Origin of the sequence: Prevotella sp. MGM2 (assembly GCF_002933955.1) — a bacterium.
Taxonomy (GTDB): Bacteria; Bacteroidota; Bacteroidia; order Bacteroidales; family Bacteroidaceae; genus Alloprevotella.
On record NZ_BEWW01000168.1, the window covers coordinates 1 to 18,566 of the forward strand.

The following is an 18,566-nucleotide window of genomic DNA, read 5'->3' on the forward strand; positions in this document are numbered from 1 at the left end:
TCAGCTCTCGAATTTTAACAAATGCACCGGAATTTCGGCTTGACCCGTTTTTACCGTATTTTTATTGAAAAATCTCCGTATTGCAATTTAAACTCCCCGTATTGGTGTTAAAAAAGTAATACTGACTTTTCCGACTCCAATACGTGGAGTTGGAAAATGAATGCTTGGAAATGTGATGAAAGGTTAAAAACGTTAATGTGAGAGAGGACTTTTTCGTTGTTTCACCAGACTTTTTTAAAACTCGGCCATCAGACGCAGTTGTCCCACTACTTGCCGTTTTCCATCGGTGCAGAGATAATGAAGTGTGGGCTGGAGGCTGAAATATTTGTTGACGGGTAGGACGAAGGTGGCCTCAAGATCAGTTTCGTGTCCGTCTGAATAATAGGCGCGGCTCAGGCCGAAAGCCAGAGTGCCGCCACGGCGTGTCACGTGTTCGAGCGCCAGTGCCGCGTTCCAATAGCCTTCGGCCACCTGTGGGTCATTGAATTCCATAGCCCCCGTGCCCGTGGCGCAGAGACGCAGACGCCCCATTCGGAAGAGAGGTTGCTCTGCTGTGACGTAGAACCCGAATTGCGTATGGCGTCTGTCTTGATAGGCATGGCGGTGGTTACCTATGTTATAGCTAATCACGTAGTTGGCCGGCAGCTCGTTGTCCTTGGCAGCCGGTAAGGTGTAAGTTATAGATCCTAGGTTTAGCAGGCCGTCGCGGTGAGGCCGGAAGCGGAACTGATGGTCGATACGGTCGGAAGAAGCCCCGTTGTAAAGACTTGTCTTGAGTGTCATATTCTCCTTCGGCGTCCATTCGGCATGCACACCGAGCGCAGCTACGGGGTAGACGTTGACATTGAAATTATCGTTGACAATGGGCAGACATCCATAGGAGGCTCCAGTGAATAGGCCGGCCATTTCGGTGTTGAAATAGTCTGCGTCAGCTTGTCTCAATCCGGCAAACAGGCGGATGCTGCTTCCGATATATTGCTCGATGCCCAGATGGGTCAATCGGAAAGCTCGGTTAGTGGCGTTGATATTTGAAAAATCCTGCCTCACATCGGTTGCGTTCTTCCCTAGAGTGTAAGTGCTTATGGCTCCGGCTTCAAATAGGGCTGTTTGCCACAAAGCGGCAGTTATTTCCGCCTCTATAAGGTTAGCCCATGCGCCATGGTTGTTGCTCATGTTCCATTGACCTTCGGTTGTGATTGAAACTCCCCATGTGAAACGTGGAGCAGGATTTGTACTGTCGGGAATCTCTGCCTCTATTATTGGATTTTTCATGGAGGGTGGAGTTGCTTTGACGGAGATGCCGGTTAAGGGAGAGATTGCTAGTAGCGTTGGTAAAATGATTTTTGCAGATTTCATTTGTTTTATTTTTTATTAATTTTTACGGGTGCAAAGATATTATAACCTCCTAAGGTGGCAATCGCCATATCAGGGTATTTTTTACCGTTGAGCCATAGCGGAATTCTCCTTTAAAATCCTCAAAAAAAGAAGGGAACCGCCTCTTCTTTTCGTTGAGACGGTTCCCCTATTGTATCCTGTAAGTTGTTTTTTTAGCTGCGGCGGCCTAATTTGTCAGTAGTAGCATTACCGTTGGCGTAGCGTACCAGGCTGTCGCCTTCAAGTACAAACGTTTCTTCCATCTGAAGTGTTTGGCCGTTGCCGATACTTGTGCCGGTCACGATAATGGTATCGCCGTTTTGCGTCCATGTTTCATACTGAAGTGTGGCCATGTTTATGGAAGAAGCCTTGCCGTTGGCTTCAAACTTTATGCCTTGCAGACCGTCCATTCCGGAGATTGGTTGTATCCATTCACCTTCGATGGAGGTTGTTGCTGTTGTGTCGGTATTGGCTTGAAGGCTGTCGGCTGATGTCGGAGCGTTTTTGTCTGAATTTCCTCCGCAGGCTGTAAGTAACAATAATGTTGCGGAAATAAAACTTAATGCTTTCATTGGGATTGGTTTTATTAGGTTATTAAATAAAGGTATCGTATTTTGTTTATTTGGCCTCCGTAAAATTATGGCTTTACTCAAAATTAATGGAGACCACCATCGCTATGGGGCTCCATTAACCAACACAAAAACTAAACTAGACTTAACTAAACTATTTGTATGTTGTCCTCACGACAACTTCATGAGGCAAATATAGTAAAACGAACTTAATTAAACAAGAATAAATGTAAAAATATTTTTGAATAAGGTTCGTTTTTAACATATTGATTTTAGGTTGAGCAAATAATAGTCAAAAATAGTCATGGCAGCCATGGCTTCAACGATGGGGACAGCACGTGGCAATACGCAAGCATCATGTCTTCCCCGTGCCTTGATCGTTGTGGATTTTCCGTAGCGGTCAACGGTTTGTTGCTCTCGGAGCAGGGTCGCAACCGGTTTGAAAGCTACTCGGAAGTAGATGTCCTGCCCGTTGCTGATACCGCCTTGTATTCCGCCACTATGATTGGTGGTAGTGGTTATACCGCCTTTTCCATCGGGAGTGAACACATCGTTCGCTTCACTGCCTCGGGAACAGACTCCGGCAAATCCTTCGCCGTATTCAAATCCTTTTACCGCATTGATACTTAGCATGGCACCACCCAATGCGGCGTGAAGCTTGCCGAAGACGGGTTCACCAAGTCCTGCCGGACATCCGGTAATGATACCAGTAATAATGCCGCCTATTGTGTCTCCGCTGCTTTTTACTTCGGCTATTAAATCAGCCATTTCCTGTGCCTTCTCAATGTCTGGGCAACGTACGGCATTTGTTTCCGTAAGGCTGAGATCAAGTTCTCTGTAATCGGTATTAACTGCAATATTTCCAACTTGTGAAGTGTAAGCTGTTACATGTATGCCTAGTTGGTGCAAGGCCATTTTTGCAAATGCGCCTCCCACGCATCGGGCTATGGTTTCGCGTGCCGATGAGCGGCCACCGCCTCGGTGGTCGCGTACGCCTCCATATTTAGTGAAATAGGTAAAATCGGCATGGCTCGGGCGGAACACATCCTTGAGGTTATCGTAATCGGAGGAGTGTTGGTTTTCGTTGCGTACAAGAAATCCGATGGGGCATCCCGTTGTTACTCCTTCGAATACTCCCGATAGTATTTCCACCTTGTCGCTTTCTTTGCGTGGGGTGGTCAGCAGACTTTGTCCGGGGCGTCGTCGGTTGAGTTCTTGTTGAAGAAAATCCAGATCTACGGGTAGTCCGGCCGGCATGCCGTCGATAATGCCTCCTACGCCGGGGCCATGACTTTCGCCAAAGGTGGTGAGGCGGAATATATTACCGAAAGTGTTCATGGTGTGTTTTCTTTCATGATTGTGTTAGTGGCAATGTCCGCTTCCGCAACATCCTCCTTCGTGCTGGTGGCCGCCATTGCATCCGCCTTCTCCATGCTGATGGCCTTCACAGCCTTCTTTTTCATGATGATGACCGCCGCAACCGCTTTCGCAACCGCCGCCGCATCCGCCGCAACTGCAACCTTCGCCACTCATACGGTTTATGAGACCTTGTATTTCTGCATCTGTTGCTTCACGGGACGTGACAACGCTGCCACGGAAGTGAAGGGCCTTTCCGGAAAGAGGGTGGTTAAGATCCACAACGACTTTGTCTTCTTTTACCTCTAGCACCAGACCTTCGAAGCGGTTGCCATCAGCATTGACCAATGGGATGACGCTGCCGGGGTAGATGGCATTTTTGTCAAAACGTCCGTCTACGCAGAAAATTTCTTTGGCGAGTTCCAGAACGTGTTCTTGCACGTAGGGACCGTAAGCTTCATCTACACTAAGGGTAAAATCAAATTTTTCGCCGGCTTGCAGCGGGGTTATTTGCTGTTCAAAGGCATCGAGAGTCTCTCCCATATTGGTGATGAACTGGAAAGGATGTTCTACCGGGGCTTTTTCTATGAGTTCGTGGATACCTTTGTCGTTGTCGGCATAGAGTTCATAGGCTACGGTTACATACTTGTGTGCTTGCTTTTCCATAATGATATATTTCTTTTTTTGATATTTTTCGGAGATTGTATTGGTCTTTTGTTTTATTTGTAGAGAAGGGTGGATTGTCCTTATCGTTTTTATGTTTTCTGCAGGCGTGTGTCTTAGGCCAGCTCTAGTTTGAGAATCTTAGCCAGTTCAGCCAGTTCCGGGCTCTTTTTGAGCATTAAGGCGTATTGTTCCCGTCGGCTGTAAGCACGCTTTTGTTCTTTGGCTTCGATGAGGCGGAAGTTGAGTGTTATTTTTCCGTTGTGCAACTGCATGCGCAGATGGTGCGTTATTTCGTTTCTTAGTTGCTCCATGTAGTTGATTACCTGTTGGTTCTCAACTGGAATATCAACTCTCCAGTCTTCTGCCATGACTGGAGTTATGTTTTTCATCCGTTCGGCCATGGCCCGTTGCTCTTGTGGTAGAGCGGTAGCAAAACGAAGCCACTGGTAAGACAGTTCATTGGGGGTGAAAGTCCTTTCTTCCTGAATCGTACATGCCGTTGTTTGTTGGGCGTCCGGCTGTCGGGTGTTTTCTGTGATCGCTTTCTTATGGATGGAAATTGTGTGTGGCACCTTAAAGCGTACAGTCGCTTTTGCCGGTGGCTGCGGAGTTGCAGATTGGGGAGCAGGCGCCGTGCTGATTGGTGTGCCGGAAGTTCTGTCCGTTATTGCTTGGGGGAGGGTGGTACCGGTGCTAGCCTGTTGTGCTTCTGCTGTTTTTACATTGGGTGTGGGTTGGGGTGCAGAAGTCTTGAATATAGGTTTAAGTTTCTTCGTAGGGCCACGCCCACAGCCTTCGTCATCGTCAGTCTGTGCGATTTCTATGAGCGTCAGTTCCACCAGTAACCGCTTGTTGCTGCTTGTGCGATAGTTGATGTCGCAGTTGTTGCAGAGGCGCAGTGCGCGGTATAGAAATTGGGGCCGGCATTGTTCGGCTTGTTCTTGATAACGCTGGCGGATGTTTTCGGCTGCTTCGAGGAGCTGCAGTGTCTGGGCGTCGCGGCTCACGAGCAGGTTGCGGAAATGGGCGGCCAGTCCGCTGACAAAATGGTTGGCTTCAAATCCTTTTGAAAGGATTTCGTTGAGTGTCAGCATGGCAGAGGGTATATCCGTCTTCAGGAGAGCTGCCGTTATGTTGAAATAATAATCGTAGTCGAGTACGTTGAGGTTTTTTATGACCTTTTTGTAAGTGATATCCCCCCCGGTGAAACTGGCCACCTGATCGAATATGGAGAGTGCGTCGCGCATGCCTCCATCGGCTTTTTGGGCTATGACGGCCAAAGCCTCTTCCTCATAGGTTATGCCCTCTTGCTGGGCCACACGCTTGAGGTGCGGTACGATGTCGCTCACTTCCATCCGGCTGAAATCGTAAGTTTGGCAGCGGCTCAGGATTGTGGGCAGGATCTTATGTTTCTCCGTTGTGGCCAGTATGAAAATGGCGTGTGCGGGTGGTTCTTCCAGCGTTTTGAGAAATGCGTTGAAAGCTGCCGTTGACAGCATGTGCACCTCGTCAATGATGAATACTTTGTAGCGTCCCACCTGTGGAGGTATCTGCACCTGTTCGATGAGCAGACGGATGTCCTCCACCGAGTTGTTCGATGCCGCGTCCAGCTCGTGTATGTTGTAGCTGCGGTTTTGGCTGAAAGCCTTGCAGCTTTCACATTCGCCGCAGGCTTCGCCGTTTTCGTTGGGCGTCAGACAGTTGATGGTTTTGGCAAAGATGCGTGCGCATGTCGTTTTGCCCACTCCGCGCGGGCCGCAAAAGAGATAGGCGTGAGCCAGTTTGCCGGAGGCTATGGCATTTTTCAGCGTAGTGGTCAATGCGCTTTGCCCTACCACTGAGTCGAAAGTGGCGGGACGGTATTTACGTGCCGATACTATATAGTTTTCCATTTGCGGTAAGTAGGGTTTCTGCAAAGGTAAGCATTTTTAGTGGAGTAGGGAATATGAAGTCCGTCTTTATTGGTCTTTGTTTTCAACGTATCCCCGGTATTTTTCGGGCAGGTCGTTCATGATGGTGTCATAACTTTTCTGCATGATTTGTTTGATGTCATCGGCCCCTTTGCCTGTCGGCGGAATTGGGTGGTGGATGACAAGACGCATGCGGTGACGTTTTACGAAGTTGAAGCCGGCTGTGCGGGGCAGCACATCGAAAGAACCGTCTATTGTAATGGGAACAACCGGCAACTGTAGCTCGTCAGCCAGCTGGAAGGCTCCCTTACGGAAAATGCCCATGTGGCCGGTGAAGGTACGCGAACCTTCAGGAAATACCACTACCGATGTGCCGTCAATGAGCGTTTCACGGGCTTTGTCATAAGTTTCCTGAATTTTCTTGGGTCCTGATTTGTCTACGAATATGTGATGGGCTTTTTCACAGGCGTATCCGACGAGAAAAATGCGGCGCAACGATTTTTTCATCATCCATTTGAAATTACGGCCTAGAAAGCCGTAGATGAGGAAAATATCCATCGGGCCCTGATGGTTGGCCACGAAAACGTAGCTCTGCTTGCTGTCTATGTTTTCGCGTCCTTCCACGGTGATGGGCAGGAGTAACAGGCGGCAGATGAGGTACGACCATATTTTGCCCGGATAATAACCCCAGAAATGAGCATTGCCGGCAATGCTGCCGATGCTGGTGACGATGGCGGTCAGGGCTGTGAGGACCAACCCGATAGGAAGAACGATGAAAAATTGGTAGATTCTGTAGAGAAGGGTCGTTATCATAATTATTTTTTGTGTTGAGGATTTTTGCTGATGAGGGAAACTTACAGGTTTTCAGCCGCCGTTGAACATTAACATTTTTAACCTTTTGTTACAATTGGATGAGGTGTTTTGAGCGTTTCAAGCATTGAATTTTGGAAAGTCCTTATCCGAATTTTAACACGAATACTTGGAATTTAAATTGCAATACTTGGTTTTTGACCCGTTTTAAAAGGCTTTTTTCCTGCATATCTACTTGAAAATACAAGAAAAGCGGAGTCTTCTGCATGAATTCCCCGCTTGGCCAAGAGCAAAGATACAACATTTTTCCTTGAAAAGCAAGAAATGTTAAAAATGCACATTCGGGGCGTTGTTGTGTGTTTTAACTGTTTCTCAGTGTTATAACATTTATTTCCGGCCAGGCTCCCAGACGGAAAGGTAGCATGACTTCTCCGGTTCCCAGGCTGACGTAGAGGGTCTGTCCTTGCGGAGTGGAATATGCACCGCCCCATTCTCTATAGAACCATCGGGCAGGCGAAAATCCGCCTATCTTGAATTGCATGCCGTGAGTGTGGCCCGAAAGCGTGAGGGCTATGTCTGTTTCCGGAATGACGCGCCGTCGCCAATGGGTAGGGTCGTGTGACAGCAGTATTTTAAGGCAGCCGGCCTTCAGACCTTTTTGTGCCTTGTCGAGATTGCCCAGTGAAGGGAAAGGAGGATGTCCGTCGTTTTCCACGCCCACGATGGCGAGGCTGTCGGAGTTATGACGGATTATGAAATTGTCGTTGAGCAATAGCTTCCATCCCATGTCACGCTGGTACTCCTGAAGCCGTTGTATGTTGGCCATGCTGTCTGCCGGTGTGCCCCATCGGTGGTATTGCGAGTAGTCGTGGTTACCCATGACAGACAGCACGCCGTCACGGGCCTGCATTCGGCTCAGTACAGGTACAAATTCCGCAATTTCATCAGCGTTGTAGTTCACCAGATCCCCTGTAAAGACTATGAGGTCGGCCTTGCAGGCATTGACTGAATCAACAATGGCTTGCACCACCTCTTTGTGACGGCTGAGCGTTCCGAGATGCAGGTCGGACAGCTGTACGATGCGGTAGCCGTTGAACGCGGCGGGCACTTTTGTGCTTTTGAATGTAAAATCTTTTATGATGATGTGGCGGTAGCCTGCCGTGAAACCGTAAAGCATGCCGGCGAAAAAGAGTACTCCTGTAAGGTAGGCTACACAATTGATTATTTTTGATATGCGTGGCAGCTGTCGGCGCAATAGGAGACCGAGGCTCATGATTATGGCAGTGAGTGTTTCCGGAACGGTCAGGCAGAGTGTGGCGGTCAGCAGTGCTCCTTTTATATGGGCGGCAGAAGACGAATAGCTTTCATTGAGAGCCATGCTCAGCAATCCGGCTGACAGCAGGGCATTGGGCAGAAGGAAACAGAGGCATAGCAGGCGTTTGCCGTGCAGGAAGTGGCGCAAATGTATTCGGTAAATGCCCCAGGCGGGCAACCAAAGCAGCAGGAGGAGCGGGAGTAATATACGTAGAAGCACTGTGGGAGGATTACTTTGGGATTGGAAAAGAATTTGGCAGGGAGGAAGTATGAACGAGTTTTTTTGAAATCTCTACAGGGATCTCAAATTGCGTGAGAGAAAACGTCTGAGACGGTCGGCAGGCATGGCCCGTCTGCCGGCGTAATCTGTAAATTGCGTTTCGTCAATGCAGCCAATGCTGAAATGTTGTGCGGCCTGGTGTCCGAACATCAGGCCGGCTGTTGCGGCGTGGGGCAGCATCATGCCGTTTTCCGTGAGTTCTATGCCTATTTCTCCGAAGTCCGCCACTTGGTCCAGCAGGAATATCAAGCTTTGGTCGGGCAGGGAAGGATAGCCTACGGCCGGCCGTAGACCCTGATACCGTTCGGAAAAAAGTTCATGCGGGAGCAGATGTTCTTCGGGGGCATATCCCCAAAAACACCGGCGCACCTCTTCGTGCATCTTTTCGGCGGCTGCTTCAGCCAAACGGTCGCTAAGTGTTTGCACCAGCATGTGGGTATATGAGTCGCTGTTGAAAGTAGTGCCGGTTATGTTGTGTACGGAGGTGGCAAATATGCCCAAGGTATTGTTTACATCGGCATCCGGAGTTCCGGTGTATAGCCGTTTCCGTATAAGTGGTTCATCTGGGGGATATGGACTGATGAAGTCTGCCAGACACAGGTTGGGTTGTGAAACAGACTTGGGACTTTGCTGGCGTAATAGTGGCAGAACTGTTGTCTTTAGGTCTGAAACAGAGGTTTCAACACTAGGGGAGATTTCGGGCAACTGAGGGGCTTTGACGACAATGAGATCCTCGTCTTGGCTCCATGCCGGTAACAATTCAACCAGGGCACGGGCTTCGTAGAAGTCGTTCATTGTTCTCAACAGGCCGATGGCCTCGCTGTGCAGGTGCTCGGCCTCACGAGCCTGTACCCGTTCATTTTCGCTGAAACTGTTTACCCAGCTCATGCGGCAGGCTTTGCAGTTATGTACATTGGCAATGCCGTTGAACCGCGGCGGCAGGCCCCACGCATGGAAAAAGTAAATCCAATTGATATAGGGCAATAGCTCAGTCGGTTTGTAGAAAAACAAACGCCTCATCGGTCGTAAGTTACGGCAAGTCCACGGAAATTCTCGTCTGTCAGCGCTCCTTTATTGTATATGAGGAAACCGTTGCAGAATGTTTTCTCTATGCGCCATCTGAATGTATGACCTTCCAGCGGACTCCAGTTACACCGGCTTTCTATGCGGTTGGGGGTGAGAGTCCAGGGCGATTGTGGACGCACCAATACGAGGTCGGCTTTGAAACCTTCGCGCAAATAGCCTCTGTTCTCTATGTTAAATAACCGTGCCGGCGCATGACACATAAGTTCGACAACACGTTCCAGACTGAGTATTCTCTCGTCTACAAGTTCAAGCATGGAAACGAGAGAAAATTGCAGCATTGGCATTCCTGATACAGCCTTTGCGGCTCCGCCGCTTTTCTCCTGAAGAGTATGTGGGGCGTGATCTGTTCCGATAATCGATATTGTGCCGTCTGTAAGAGCCTTTCTCAGTGCGGTACGGTCTGCAATTGTTTTTATGGACGGATTGCATTTGATGCGTGCGCCCAGTTGGTGATAATCTTCGTTGGTAAAGAGAAGGTGGGGCACACAGGCTTCGGCCGTGATGTAAGGGGTGTCCTTTGAGAATAGTTTCAGTTCGCTAGCAGTGGATACATGTGCCACATGTAAACGTGTGTGGTGTTTCTTAGCCAAAGCTATGGCACGTCTGGTTGAGGACAGGCAGGCTTCCTCAGAACGAATTTCGGAATGGAAGCGTATGTCGGGGTCGCAGCCGTATTTCTCTTTACAGGCTGTCATATTACGGGCAATGATTTCAGAGTCTTCGCAATGTACCATAACGGGAAGACCATGTACCTTCTTTTGCTTGTCTCCTGTTTGTGGCATGGATGTCTGTTCGAATATCGCATCAAGTGCGAGATCGTTGTCGACTAACATATTGCCTGTTGATGCTCCCATGAAGAGTTTTATGCCGCAAACTTTTCGGCGGTCCAAACGGAGCATTTCCTCAAGATTGTCTTGCGTGGCACCGAAAAAACACCCGTAGTTGACATGGCTTTTTTGTTCCATAAGAGCCAGCTTTTCCTGAAAGGCCTTTAGGGATGTTGTTTGGGGCAGCGTGTTGGGCATGTCCAGAAAGGTGGTTATGCCTCCTGCGGCTGCGGCGCGGCTTTCGGTAGTGATGTCTGCTTTGTGGGTCAGACCAGGATCGCGAAGGTGTACGTGCTCATCGATAACTCCCGGTAGTAGTATGCAGCCTGACGCGTTAATGACAGTATCAGCCGCAAAACCGGAAATTTTATTGTATCCTTCTGCTATGGTTTCTATATGGTCATCTTCTATAAGTACAGATCCGATAAAGGAACGGCCCTCATTAACGATAGTCGCATTGCTGATAAGTGTTCTGGTATGCATTTTTGATATGTGGATTCGAAGAAAATGAAGAAAAGGCGGAGATGCTTTATGAGAAAAGCATCTCCGCTTGATTTTCAAAGTTATTTCTTGGCTTTTATTTTTCCGCAAATGGAGGCCCAGCGCAGACGCATTACGCCAAAAAGGGCTTCGCCGAATATGCCGCCGCTCATTTTGCTTGTGCCTAATTGACGGTTGACGAAAATAACGGGAACTTCTTTTATCTTGAATCCCAATTTATAGGCGGTGAATTTCATTTCAATCTGAAAAGCGTAGCCCTTGAAACGGATGGCATCCAAGTCTATCGTCTCCAGTACGCGACGGCGGTAACATTTGAAGCCGGCGGTGGTGTCGTGTACGGGGATGCCTGTAACAATACGCACATATTTTGAGGCGTAGTAGCTCATTAATACACGGCCCATTGGCCAGTTAACAACGTTAACTCCCGTTACGTAGCGCGAACCTATGGCTACATCTGCTCCGTCTTCGGCACAGGCCTTGTAGAGGCGTGGTACATCGTTGGGATCATGGCTGAAGTCCGCATCCATTTCGAAAATATATTCGTAACCGTGTTCCAAAGCCCATTTGAAACCGGCAATATAAGCTGTTCCCAAGCCTAGTTTGCCCTGACGTTCCACCAAATGGAGGCGGTCTTTGAATTCTACGGCCATCAGATTCTTTACAATGTTGGCCGTTCCGTCTGGAGAACCGTCGTCAATGATTAAAATATCAAAACGATGTTCCAATGAAAATACGGTACGGATGATGTTTTCAATGTTTTCTTTCTCGTTGTATGTAGGTATGATAACAACGCTGTCGCTTTTCTGCATAAAATCAGGTAATTTGTTTGTGTACAATTTAGAGCACAAAGTTAGAAAGAAAAAATCGGATAGAAAGTTGCAAAATGTGAAATGTTAAACCCAATATGGAATAAATAGGCCGTTTGTGACCCGTTTATTGTTCCTAAGCCATAATCTTACTGTTTCTTTTGGCAGAATGCTTCGTGTAGCGTATATTTGCACCCACTTTAATATAGGTAAATTAAAAACATTCATCAATATGAAGAAAAGTATTATTACTCTGCTCTTCGGAGCTATGACTCTTGTTGCTGGTGCACAGCAATATACTGTTAGCGGTAAGGCTCCTGAGGGAATTAAAAATGTTTTATTGTATAACGTTACAACGCGGAAGGCGGACACTACGGCTGTGGTTAACGGTCGTTTCAGTTTTTCGGGTGATGCTGCTGATAATGTTTTTGCGGTAGTTCTTGTAGAAGAAAATAAGAATGTTCCCGTTATTCTTGACGGGAATGTGAGTGTGGATATTGATGCTGTAAAATCTGCTGGTACTCCTGAGAATGATGGGTTGTCGAAGTGGAATGCCATAGCCAAAAAGCATGCGGAGGAACTTATAAAACTTATGAAGGAGTTTGAAAAACTCCCTAAAAATAATGATAATGAACCTGAAGATAGCGCTAAAGGTAATCGTATAAGTGAAAGTTATAAAGCGGTCCAAAAGGCTCTTGCGGCTGATATAAAGCAGTGTTGCGAGGAAAATCTTAATTTAAAGTTTCCAGCCTATTTGCTTGTTAATTACAATGTAATGCAAAAAGAGGACATTGTTGCTATAGCAGAGAAAAATCCTGTTTTTATGCAAGTGCCGCTTACGCAACGCATGAAGAAAAGTATTGAAGGATGGAAACGGCAGACACCTGGTGTGATGTTCACGGATTTGACTATGGCAGATACAACCGGTGTAGAGCATAAACTTTCGGAGTATGTCGGTAAGGGCAAGTATGTACTCATTGATTTTTGGGCTTCCTGGTGTGGCCCATGTCGTTCTGAAATGCCTCATGTAAAGGCTTTGTATGACAAATATCATGACAAAGGTTTTGATATCGTAGGTCTTTCGTTTGACAATAATAAGCAAGCTTGGATTGCAGGTATTAAAAAACTTGATATTCCTTGGCATCATCTTTCCGATTTAAAAGGATGGAATTGTGTGGCCGGTCAAATTTATGGTATTAATTCTATTCCAGCAACGTTGCTTGTTGGTCCGGATGGTAAGGTTATTGCTGGCGGATTGAGAGGTGAGGATTTAGAAAATAAGTTGGCCGAAATTTTTAAATAATCCCTTTTGCTTCATTGATATAATTCTCTAAGTGAGATAAACGGAATCGGTTGCTTTTATGAAAAGGCAGCCGATTCTGTTTATTGTACTTGCATTATGTCAACAAAAGGAATGATAATGATTGATAGGGCTTGGAGCTCATATTTTTTGAGGTTATTATTTGTGTAAGTTCTGTTGTGGTTATTCTCTTTTGAGGGTGTTGGATTTAGGGGATATTGAATTTTCAATTGTCTGAATCTGTTTTAGCAATCATTTATATCTTGTTTTTTGTACAGTCTTATCCATTCAATGGACTGTTGGAGGCACTATTGACAGGAGTGGTAAGGGGGCTCATCAAAACACCGGTTTGACGTTAAGCTGTTAGGATTATTCCCACTCGGTAATGAAAAAATGTTGATTATCAGAGTTATACACTGTTTTAGCCATTTGCGGGGTATATTTTTGGGGTACAATTATCTAAAACTGGTTGAGGCTAACATTCTGTAGATTAGCTTCATTTCTGAGATTTAAAATGAACTAATCTGAAATGACATTACCTACTTCTACGTTTGGCAAAGCAAATAAGGATGAACTTATCACAGGTGCTTTGGATGGTTGTTTGTTTTTTATCAAGATTCGGAAGTAAGGACATTTATCTTTAATGGAAAGGTCTTTACCATCGTCTCCTTTTCTAAACTGGATAATTTCAAATTGTGAAGGATTGTATTTGTGCAGAAAGGTAATAGGTACACCTATTGCACCTTCATAATCCATTGGTATATCTTGGGTTCTGTTGACATTTATGCCATTGAAATTGTCAAATTTAGGATATAAATCCTCGTTGCCACTATATACTTTTGTCAGTTTCAATCGATCATGTCTTTTTTGAATGTCTAAATTTGTAAGCCAAAGACAATTGTTTGGAGATATAATTCTATCGCCATTAGTGGAGATCGAAGTTTCGGTCCCATACATTTCATAATGGTCAGGCATCTTAAAACCAGAGATTCCTCTACCAAGATGTACGCCTAACCAAGCTTTATTTGTTTGGATTAGATGAAAGACTTCTTGAAATAGCATTAATGTTGCCAATAACTAGAAAATCTTTTTTATAACGAGTTATTTGTGCGAGATGCTCCCTGAAGATGGAAAATGGAGGATTTGTTACAACGATGTCTGCCTGCTTCAACAATGATATGCATTCTTGACTTCTAAAATCTCCATTGTCATTGAATGATTTACATGGCAAGTCGGCAATATTGGCGTCAACATCGTCTAAAGTACATTCTATATAACCGCCATGCTCTGGCTCTGATTCGTAAAATAGATTTTGAGTATTAGGAACATAATATGATGCTACGAGTTTCGTTAAGTCTAAAGTTCTTGAAGAAATATTTGAAGAAATTACTTTCCTTTGGATTGTCACAATTGCAATAAACCGTTTTTCCACGAAAACATTCTTTGTAAAAGACAAGTTCCCTCTCAATATCTTCAAGCAATGTGTAAAACTCATCGCTTTTTGAACTCTTTGCCTTGTGTAAGGTGTTGTTAGTCGCTTGCCGTGCCATAACTGAGTAGTTTTACTGTTTCTGAAGTTGATAGAATAAATCACTATACATCATCTGCATAGGTGTTCTGGCAATTTCTAACATTATATTAAACATCTGTACAGGACTCCATCGTTCTCCATTTCCCTGTGTATAAATAGATGCGGCTTGAAGCATTATTGTTTTGTCCTTATGATGTATAAATCTATTTTTACATAAGTTAGTATTAATAGGCAAACCGTAATTTGTTGCTGTTAGACGGTCTAATCTGTTAAGAGTGCCAGAATTATATTCAAGAACAACTACACGTCCATCTGGTCGGACTATACTAATTGTTTCCGTAAGAAAATTGGAACCTTCGAGGAAAAGAACATAAGGAAAGTGTGATTCACCTAACATGGAATTTGCTATTTCCGAAATATTTTTATGAGATCTCTCAATAGCATTCCCAGCAGCCATTAAATCTTGGTTATTATTTTTGCCAACTAATTTCCCCAACCTATTGTTTGCCTGTCTGATGTGTTGTTTATGGGTGAGTGCTTCGAAAGACCGAGACAATTATCAACAGTACTATGAGTATTATAAGAGGCAAGTTGATGAACTGAAAGCTAAGTAATTATTACTTAGCTTTCAGTTGGTATTACTATGCAGAATTGAGTCTATTTTTAATTAGATAATAATCGGATTCTTTTGTGTAGTCCAATGATTGATAGCACAAATAGGAAAACTATAACGAAACATTTTGTATAGTATCCATGTATGAGTAAATCAACAAATAGTGGGATGATAATAAATGTTGATATACAAAATATCGTTATCAGAGTATTTTTTTTCATGCTTTTAGCAAAAAGTTGCAACTCCTACTAAAGCACCACTCCACCCACCTAAAGCGGTGCCTGATACTGTACCGATAACAGGTAGTATGACGGTTCCAACCCCTGCGCCACCAACTGCACCTAATCCCGCAGATCCCGCAGTTCCTGCAACGCATTTTACTACTTTCCATGCCGAACTCCAAAATCCTCTCGTGGTTGCTTCTGGAGCTTCTAACTCCATAGCATAATAAATAGCTTCAATAGCTATATCTACGGAATACATTAAAATACTGTATTCCGTAGTTGTAGGAGACAGTGAACTGTTTTTTATAACTTCTTTGAGCTGAATTCTTAGTGCTTCTGGGGAAGCTTCTGTATCAGCTTTTATGTTTTTCATACTTTCTATAACTTCCAATACTCTAGGGGATATATTTTCTATATAATCATCTTCACTGATAGCTCTAGAGATAGGTTTAATATCTTGTATTAAACTATTTGCATAAGCGGAAGCATCTTTTATTGATTGAAAATCTTTACTCTCAAAGGCGCTCTTGATTTGAGTAATTTCATTAAACTTCGTTGATTCGTTTTTAGAACTGTTTATTACTTCTTCTGAATCATTACTGCAACTAACGATTATGGACAGTAAGAAAATTGATAAAATGTACTTTAGTGCTTTCATAAAGATATTTTTTTAAAGTTACGTATATTACAAATATATACTTTTTTGGCAATATAAACAAGAAATTTTCGTTTTATTCTTTATTTTTCTTTCAATTTCTTTTTAATAGCCCCGATAATATATCCTTTAGGATTTTCCGCCATGCGTGCACCATTCTTTAGTTCTGCCAGAAATCCTATGAAATCCGGAATCCGGTTTTGTCCCTCGATGAGCGTTTTCTTGTTTCTGTTGATTTCTGGAGAGTCGAAATTATAGGAGTATCTGAGGTAATCATAGATGTTATTGTCTATCTGAAGCCGAGCAGTTATCTTGGCCATGCGTGCCTGTTCCTGCAGCGCTGGATCTTCTCTGTCTTCAAAGAAAACAGGGAAGAAGGTATGTTTTCTATATCTTTCCCTTGATGTTTTGCTTCTGATACTAAAATGATACGCCATTCATTATTGTCATCTTTAACCTCTATTATTCCACCATCGGGAATAATACTTGAATTAGGCACAAATAACGTTTGGCCTAATTCTTTGTCAATTTTCTGTAGAGCCAAATTGATTTCTTCCTTACGAATGTTTTCTCTATATCGAAATGTCAAATTTGGAAAATCTGCTTTTAGCTGATTCAGAACTAAATGAGATACTTATCCGACAGTCATGTCGTGCAGTTTAGCTTCATTGCCAAATATCCCAACAACACCATGAGCCGTTTTATGTTGCTGGGTTAATCTGGTAGATTGGTTCTTTTTTGCCATAATTATCAATTTGGGTATTCCAAAAATACTAAAAACATATGTGGGGTACAATAGCAGGGTACAATTATTTGCAATACTATGTAATTACAGCCGCCTACGCTTCGCAATTGAAAAATGTAAACGGCTGTAAATTAATACGCTGTCGAAAACGATAGTATTTGTGTCATTCCCACTCAATAGTTGATGGTGGTTTGGAAGAAATATCGTAACATACTCGGTTAACGCCTTTTACATGGTTAATGATGTCATTGCTTACTTTGGCTAAGAATTCATAAGGCAAGTGTGCCCAGTCGGCCGTCATTGCATCGGTGCTTGTTACGGCGCGCAATGCCACAGCACGCTCATAAGTTCGTTCATCACCCATTACGCCTACGCTTTTGACCGGAAGCAGAATGGCTCCGGCTTGCCATACTTTATTATATAAAGACTCTTCGCCGCCGTCCTTGTCGGTTACTTTCCAATTGCGCAGACCTTGAATGAAGATGTCATCGGCATCTTGGAGTATCTGTACCTTTTCTGGGGTGATATCTCCAAGTATGCGTACGGCCAAACCTGGTCCAGGGAAAGGGTGACGTGCTATCAGGTGTTCCGGCATGCCGAGCTGTCGCCCTACGCGGCGCACTTCATCTTTGAACAGCCATTGGAGAGGTTCACACAAGCGGAGGTTCATTTTTTCAGGTAAGCCACCTACGTTATGATGGCTTTTAATGACTTTGCCTGTTATGTTAAGGCTTTCTATGCGGTCGGGGTAAATAGTGCCTTGGGCGAGCCATTTGGCATCGGTTATTTTTTGTGCTTCGGCATCAAATACGTCAATGAAGCCTTTGCCAATGATTTTACGTTTCTGTTCGGGTTCGGTTACACCGGCAAGCTCTTTGAAGAATTTTTCGCTGGCATCCACACCGATAACGTTGAGGCCGAGGCATTCATAGTCATGAAGAACATTGTGGAATTCGTTCTTTCTCAGCAGGCCGTGATCTACAAATATGCAAGTGAGGTTCCGGCCGATGGCGCGATGCAATAGTACGGCAGCTACCGAACTGTCTACGCCGCCGGAGAGGCCGAGTATGACACGGTCGTTGCCCAATTGCTGCTTGAGCTCTGCTACAGTTGTATCGATGAATGATGCCGCACTCCAGTCCTGACGGCTACCGCAAATGTCGACAACGAAATTCTTCAGGAGAAGAGAGCCTTGCAGCGAATGAAATACTTCCGGGTGGAATTGTACACCCCAGAGTTGTTCTTCCTCAGCTTGATAGGCCGCATATTTCACTTTGTCTGTCGAGGCAATGCAGCGGAAGTTTTCGGGAATAGCCGTGATGGTGTCGCCATGGCTCATCCATACTTGTGATTGTTCGTCAAATCCCTTGAAAAGTGGATTCTCGTGGTCGAATTCGGTGAGATGGGCACGGCCGTATTCGCGGCTGCCTGCAGGCTCCACTTTGCCGCCATTGGTTTGAGCCATATATTGCGCTCCGTAGCAGATACCAAGGATAGGCAGTCGTCCGCGGATGGCTGAGAGGTCTACCTTGAAAGCCTCAGGATCATAGACGCTGTAGGGTGAACCTGATAGGATGACACCTATTACCGATGGGTCATCGTGGGGGAACTTGTTGTAGGGCAGAATTTCGCAGAAAGTGTCCAGTTCGCGGACGCGGCGACCGATGAGCTGGGTGGTTTGCGAGCCGAAGTCGAGAATAATGATTTTCTGTTGCATCGTCTTGTATTTTAATAGAAGATGTGCCGGAGAAACCGATATGTCTTCTTGTATTTGTCAGGTGTAAGATATGTTAGTATTTTAATCCGCAACAAAGTTAATTAAAATCTGCGAAATTCCCTTGAAAATATAGAGAAATGAACGGAACAAGGGAGGGGATATGCGTTTTTTGAGAATAGTATCGTGAGGAAGGGTATGATAACGTAAAATACGAGGCTTGAGTATCTTCTATGTTGAAACTCAGCCTCGTATTTGACTTAGAATGATAACGGGAGTCGTTTG

The 18,566-nt window shown here is 44.9% G+C and carries 16 protein-coding genes and 1 pseudogene; 1 reads left to right on the top strand and 16 read right to left on the bottom strand.

The window, feature by feature from the left end:
* Nucleotides 1-234: 234 nt before the first annotated feature.
* From C5S62_RS04055 to C5S62_RS04100, 10 genes are all read right to left on the bottom strand, one after another.
* Nucleotides 235-1,272, bottom strand: a complete 1,038-nt coding sequence (locus tag C5S62_RS04055) for a carbohydrate porin (protein WP_104404169.1) — start codon at nt 1,270-1,272, stop codon at nt 235-237.
* Between the two features lie 275 nt (nt 1,273-1,547).
* The gene (locus C5S62_RS04060; protein ID WP_104404170.1) at nt 1,548-1,946 is read right to left on the bottom strand and encodes a lipocalin family protein; all 399 of its coding nucleotides are present in this window, start codon (nt 1,944-1,946) and stop codon (nt 1,548-1,550) included.
* 255 nt (nt 1,947-2,201) lie between these two features.
* Nucleotides 2,202-3,281, bottom strand: coding sequence for a chorismate synthase (gene aroC, locus C5S62_RS04065; RefSeq protein ID WP_104404171.1), 1,080 nt, complete (start codon nt 3,279-3,281; stop codon nt 2,202-2,204).
* Between the two features lie 24 nt (nt 3,282-3,305).
* Entirely contained in the window at nt 3,306-3,965 is a 660-nt protein-coding gene (locus tag C5S62_RS04070) for a peptidylprolyl isomerase (protein ID WP_104404172.1), read from the bottom strand.
* A gap of 113 nt (nt 3,966-4,078) precedes the next feature.
* On the bottom strand, nt 4,079-5,857 hold the full coding sequence (locus C5S62_RS04075) for a DNA polymerase III subunit gamma/tau (RefSeq protein ID WP_104404173.1): 1,779 nt from the start codon (nt 5,855-5,857) through the stop codon (nt 4,079-4,081).
* Between the two features lie 66 nt (nt 5,858-5,923).
* Nucleotides 5,924-6,688 (bottom strand): 1-acyl-sn-glycerol-3-phosphate acyltransferase, encoded by a 765-nt coding sequence (locus tag C5S62_RS04080; RefSeq protein ID WP_104404174.1) that lies wholly within the window; start codon nt 6,686-6,688, stop codon nt 5,924-5,926.
* Between the two features lie 358 nt (nt 6,689-7,046).
* Complete coding sequence (locus C5S62_RS04085; protein WP_104404175.1) at nt 7,047-8,219, bottom strand: metallophosphoesterase; 1,173 nt, start codon at nt 8,217-8,219, stop codon at nt 7,047-7,049.
* A 72-nt stretch (nt 8,220-8,291) separates the two neighbouring features.
* Entirely contained in the window at nt 8,292-9,299 is a 1,008-nt protein-coding gene (locus C5S62_RS04090) for a vitamin B12 dependent-methionine synthase activation domain-containing protein (RefSeq protein ID WP_104404176.1), read from the bottom strand.
* The gene (locus tag C5S62_RS04095; RefSeq protein ID WP_104404177.1) at nt 9,296-10,675 is read right to left on the bottom strand and encodes a dihydroorotase; all 1,380 of its coding nucleotides are present in this window, start codon (nt 10,673-10,675) and stop codon (nt 9,296-9,298) included. Before C5S62_RS04095 ends, C5S62_RS04090 begins: the two co-directional genes overlap by 4 nt.
* An 80-nt stretch (nt 10,676-10,755) precedes the next feature.
* Nucleotides 10,756-11,502: a polyprenol monophosphomannose synthase gene (locus C5S62_RS04100; RefSeq protein ID WP_104404178.1), complete on the bottom strand. Its 747-nt coding sequence runs from the start codon at nt 11,500-11,502 to the stop codon at nt 10,756-10,758.
* A gap of 229 nt (nt 11,503-11,731) precedes the next feature.
* Between C5S62_RS04100 and C5S62_RS04105 the strand changes: the two genes are divergently transcribed.
* Nucleotides 11,732-12,802 carry a TlpA disulfide reductase family protein gene (locus tag C5S62_RS04105; RefSeq protein ID WP_172486092.1) on the top strand — a complete coding sequence of 357 codons (1,071 nt, stop codon included), beginning with the start codon at nt 11,732-11,734 and terminating at the stop codon, nt 12,800-12,802.
* 516 nt (nt 12,803-13,318) lie between these two features.
* On the opposite strand, the pseudogene C5S62_RS04110 reads toward C5S62_RS04105, so the two are convergent.
* From C5S62_RS04110 to guaA, 6 genes and pseudogenes are all read right to left on the bottom strand, one after another.
* A pseudogene (locus C5S62_RS04110) lies at nt 13,319-14,349 on the bottom strand (adenine-specific methyltransferase EcoRI family protein).
* 12 nt (nt 14,350-14,361) lie between these two features.
* Nucleotides 14,362-14,826: an EcoRI family type II restriction endonuclease gene (locus C5S62_RS04115; RefSeq protein WP_255400137.1), complete on the bottom strand. Its 465-nt coding sequence runs from the start codon at nt 14,824-14,826 to the stop codon at nt 14,362-14,364.
* Nucleotides 14,827-15,168: 342 nt separating this feature from the next.
* On the bottom strand, nt 15,169-15,825 hold the full coding sequence (locus C5S62_RS04120; RefSeq protein WP_104404181.1) for a hypothetical protein: 657 nt from the start codon (nt 15,823-15,825) through the stop codon (nt 15,169-15,171).
* 80 nt (nt 15,826-15,905) lie between these two features.
* On the bottom strand, nt 15,906-16,142 hold the full coding sequence (locus C5S62_RS04125) for a hypothetical protein (RefSeq protein WP_223301131.1): 237 nt from the start codon (nt 16,140-16,142) through the stop codon (nt 15,906-15,908).
* Nucleotides 16,130-16,411 (bottom strand): EcoRI family type II restriction endonuclease, encoded by a 282-nt coding sequence (locus C5S62_RS04130; RefSeq protein WP_255400138.1) that lies wholly within the window; start codon nt 16,409-16,411, stop codon nt 16,130-16,132. The genes C5S62_RS04125 and C5S62_RS04130 overlap by 13 nt, the downstream gene beginning before the upstream one ends.
* 319 nt (nt 16,412-16,730) lie before the next feature.
* Complete coding sequence (gene guaA, locus C5S62_RS04135; RefSeq protein WP_104404182.1) at nt 16,731-18,284, bottom strand: glutamine-hydrolyzing GMP synthase; 1,554 nt, start codon at nt 18,282-18,284, stop codon at nt 16,731-16,733.
* Nucleotides 18,285-18,566: the final 282 nt, after the last annotated feature.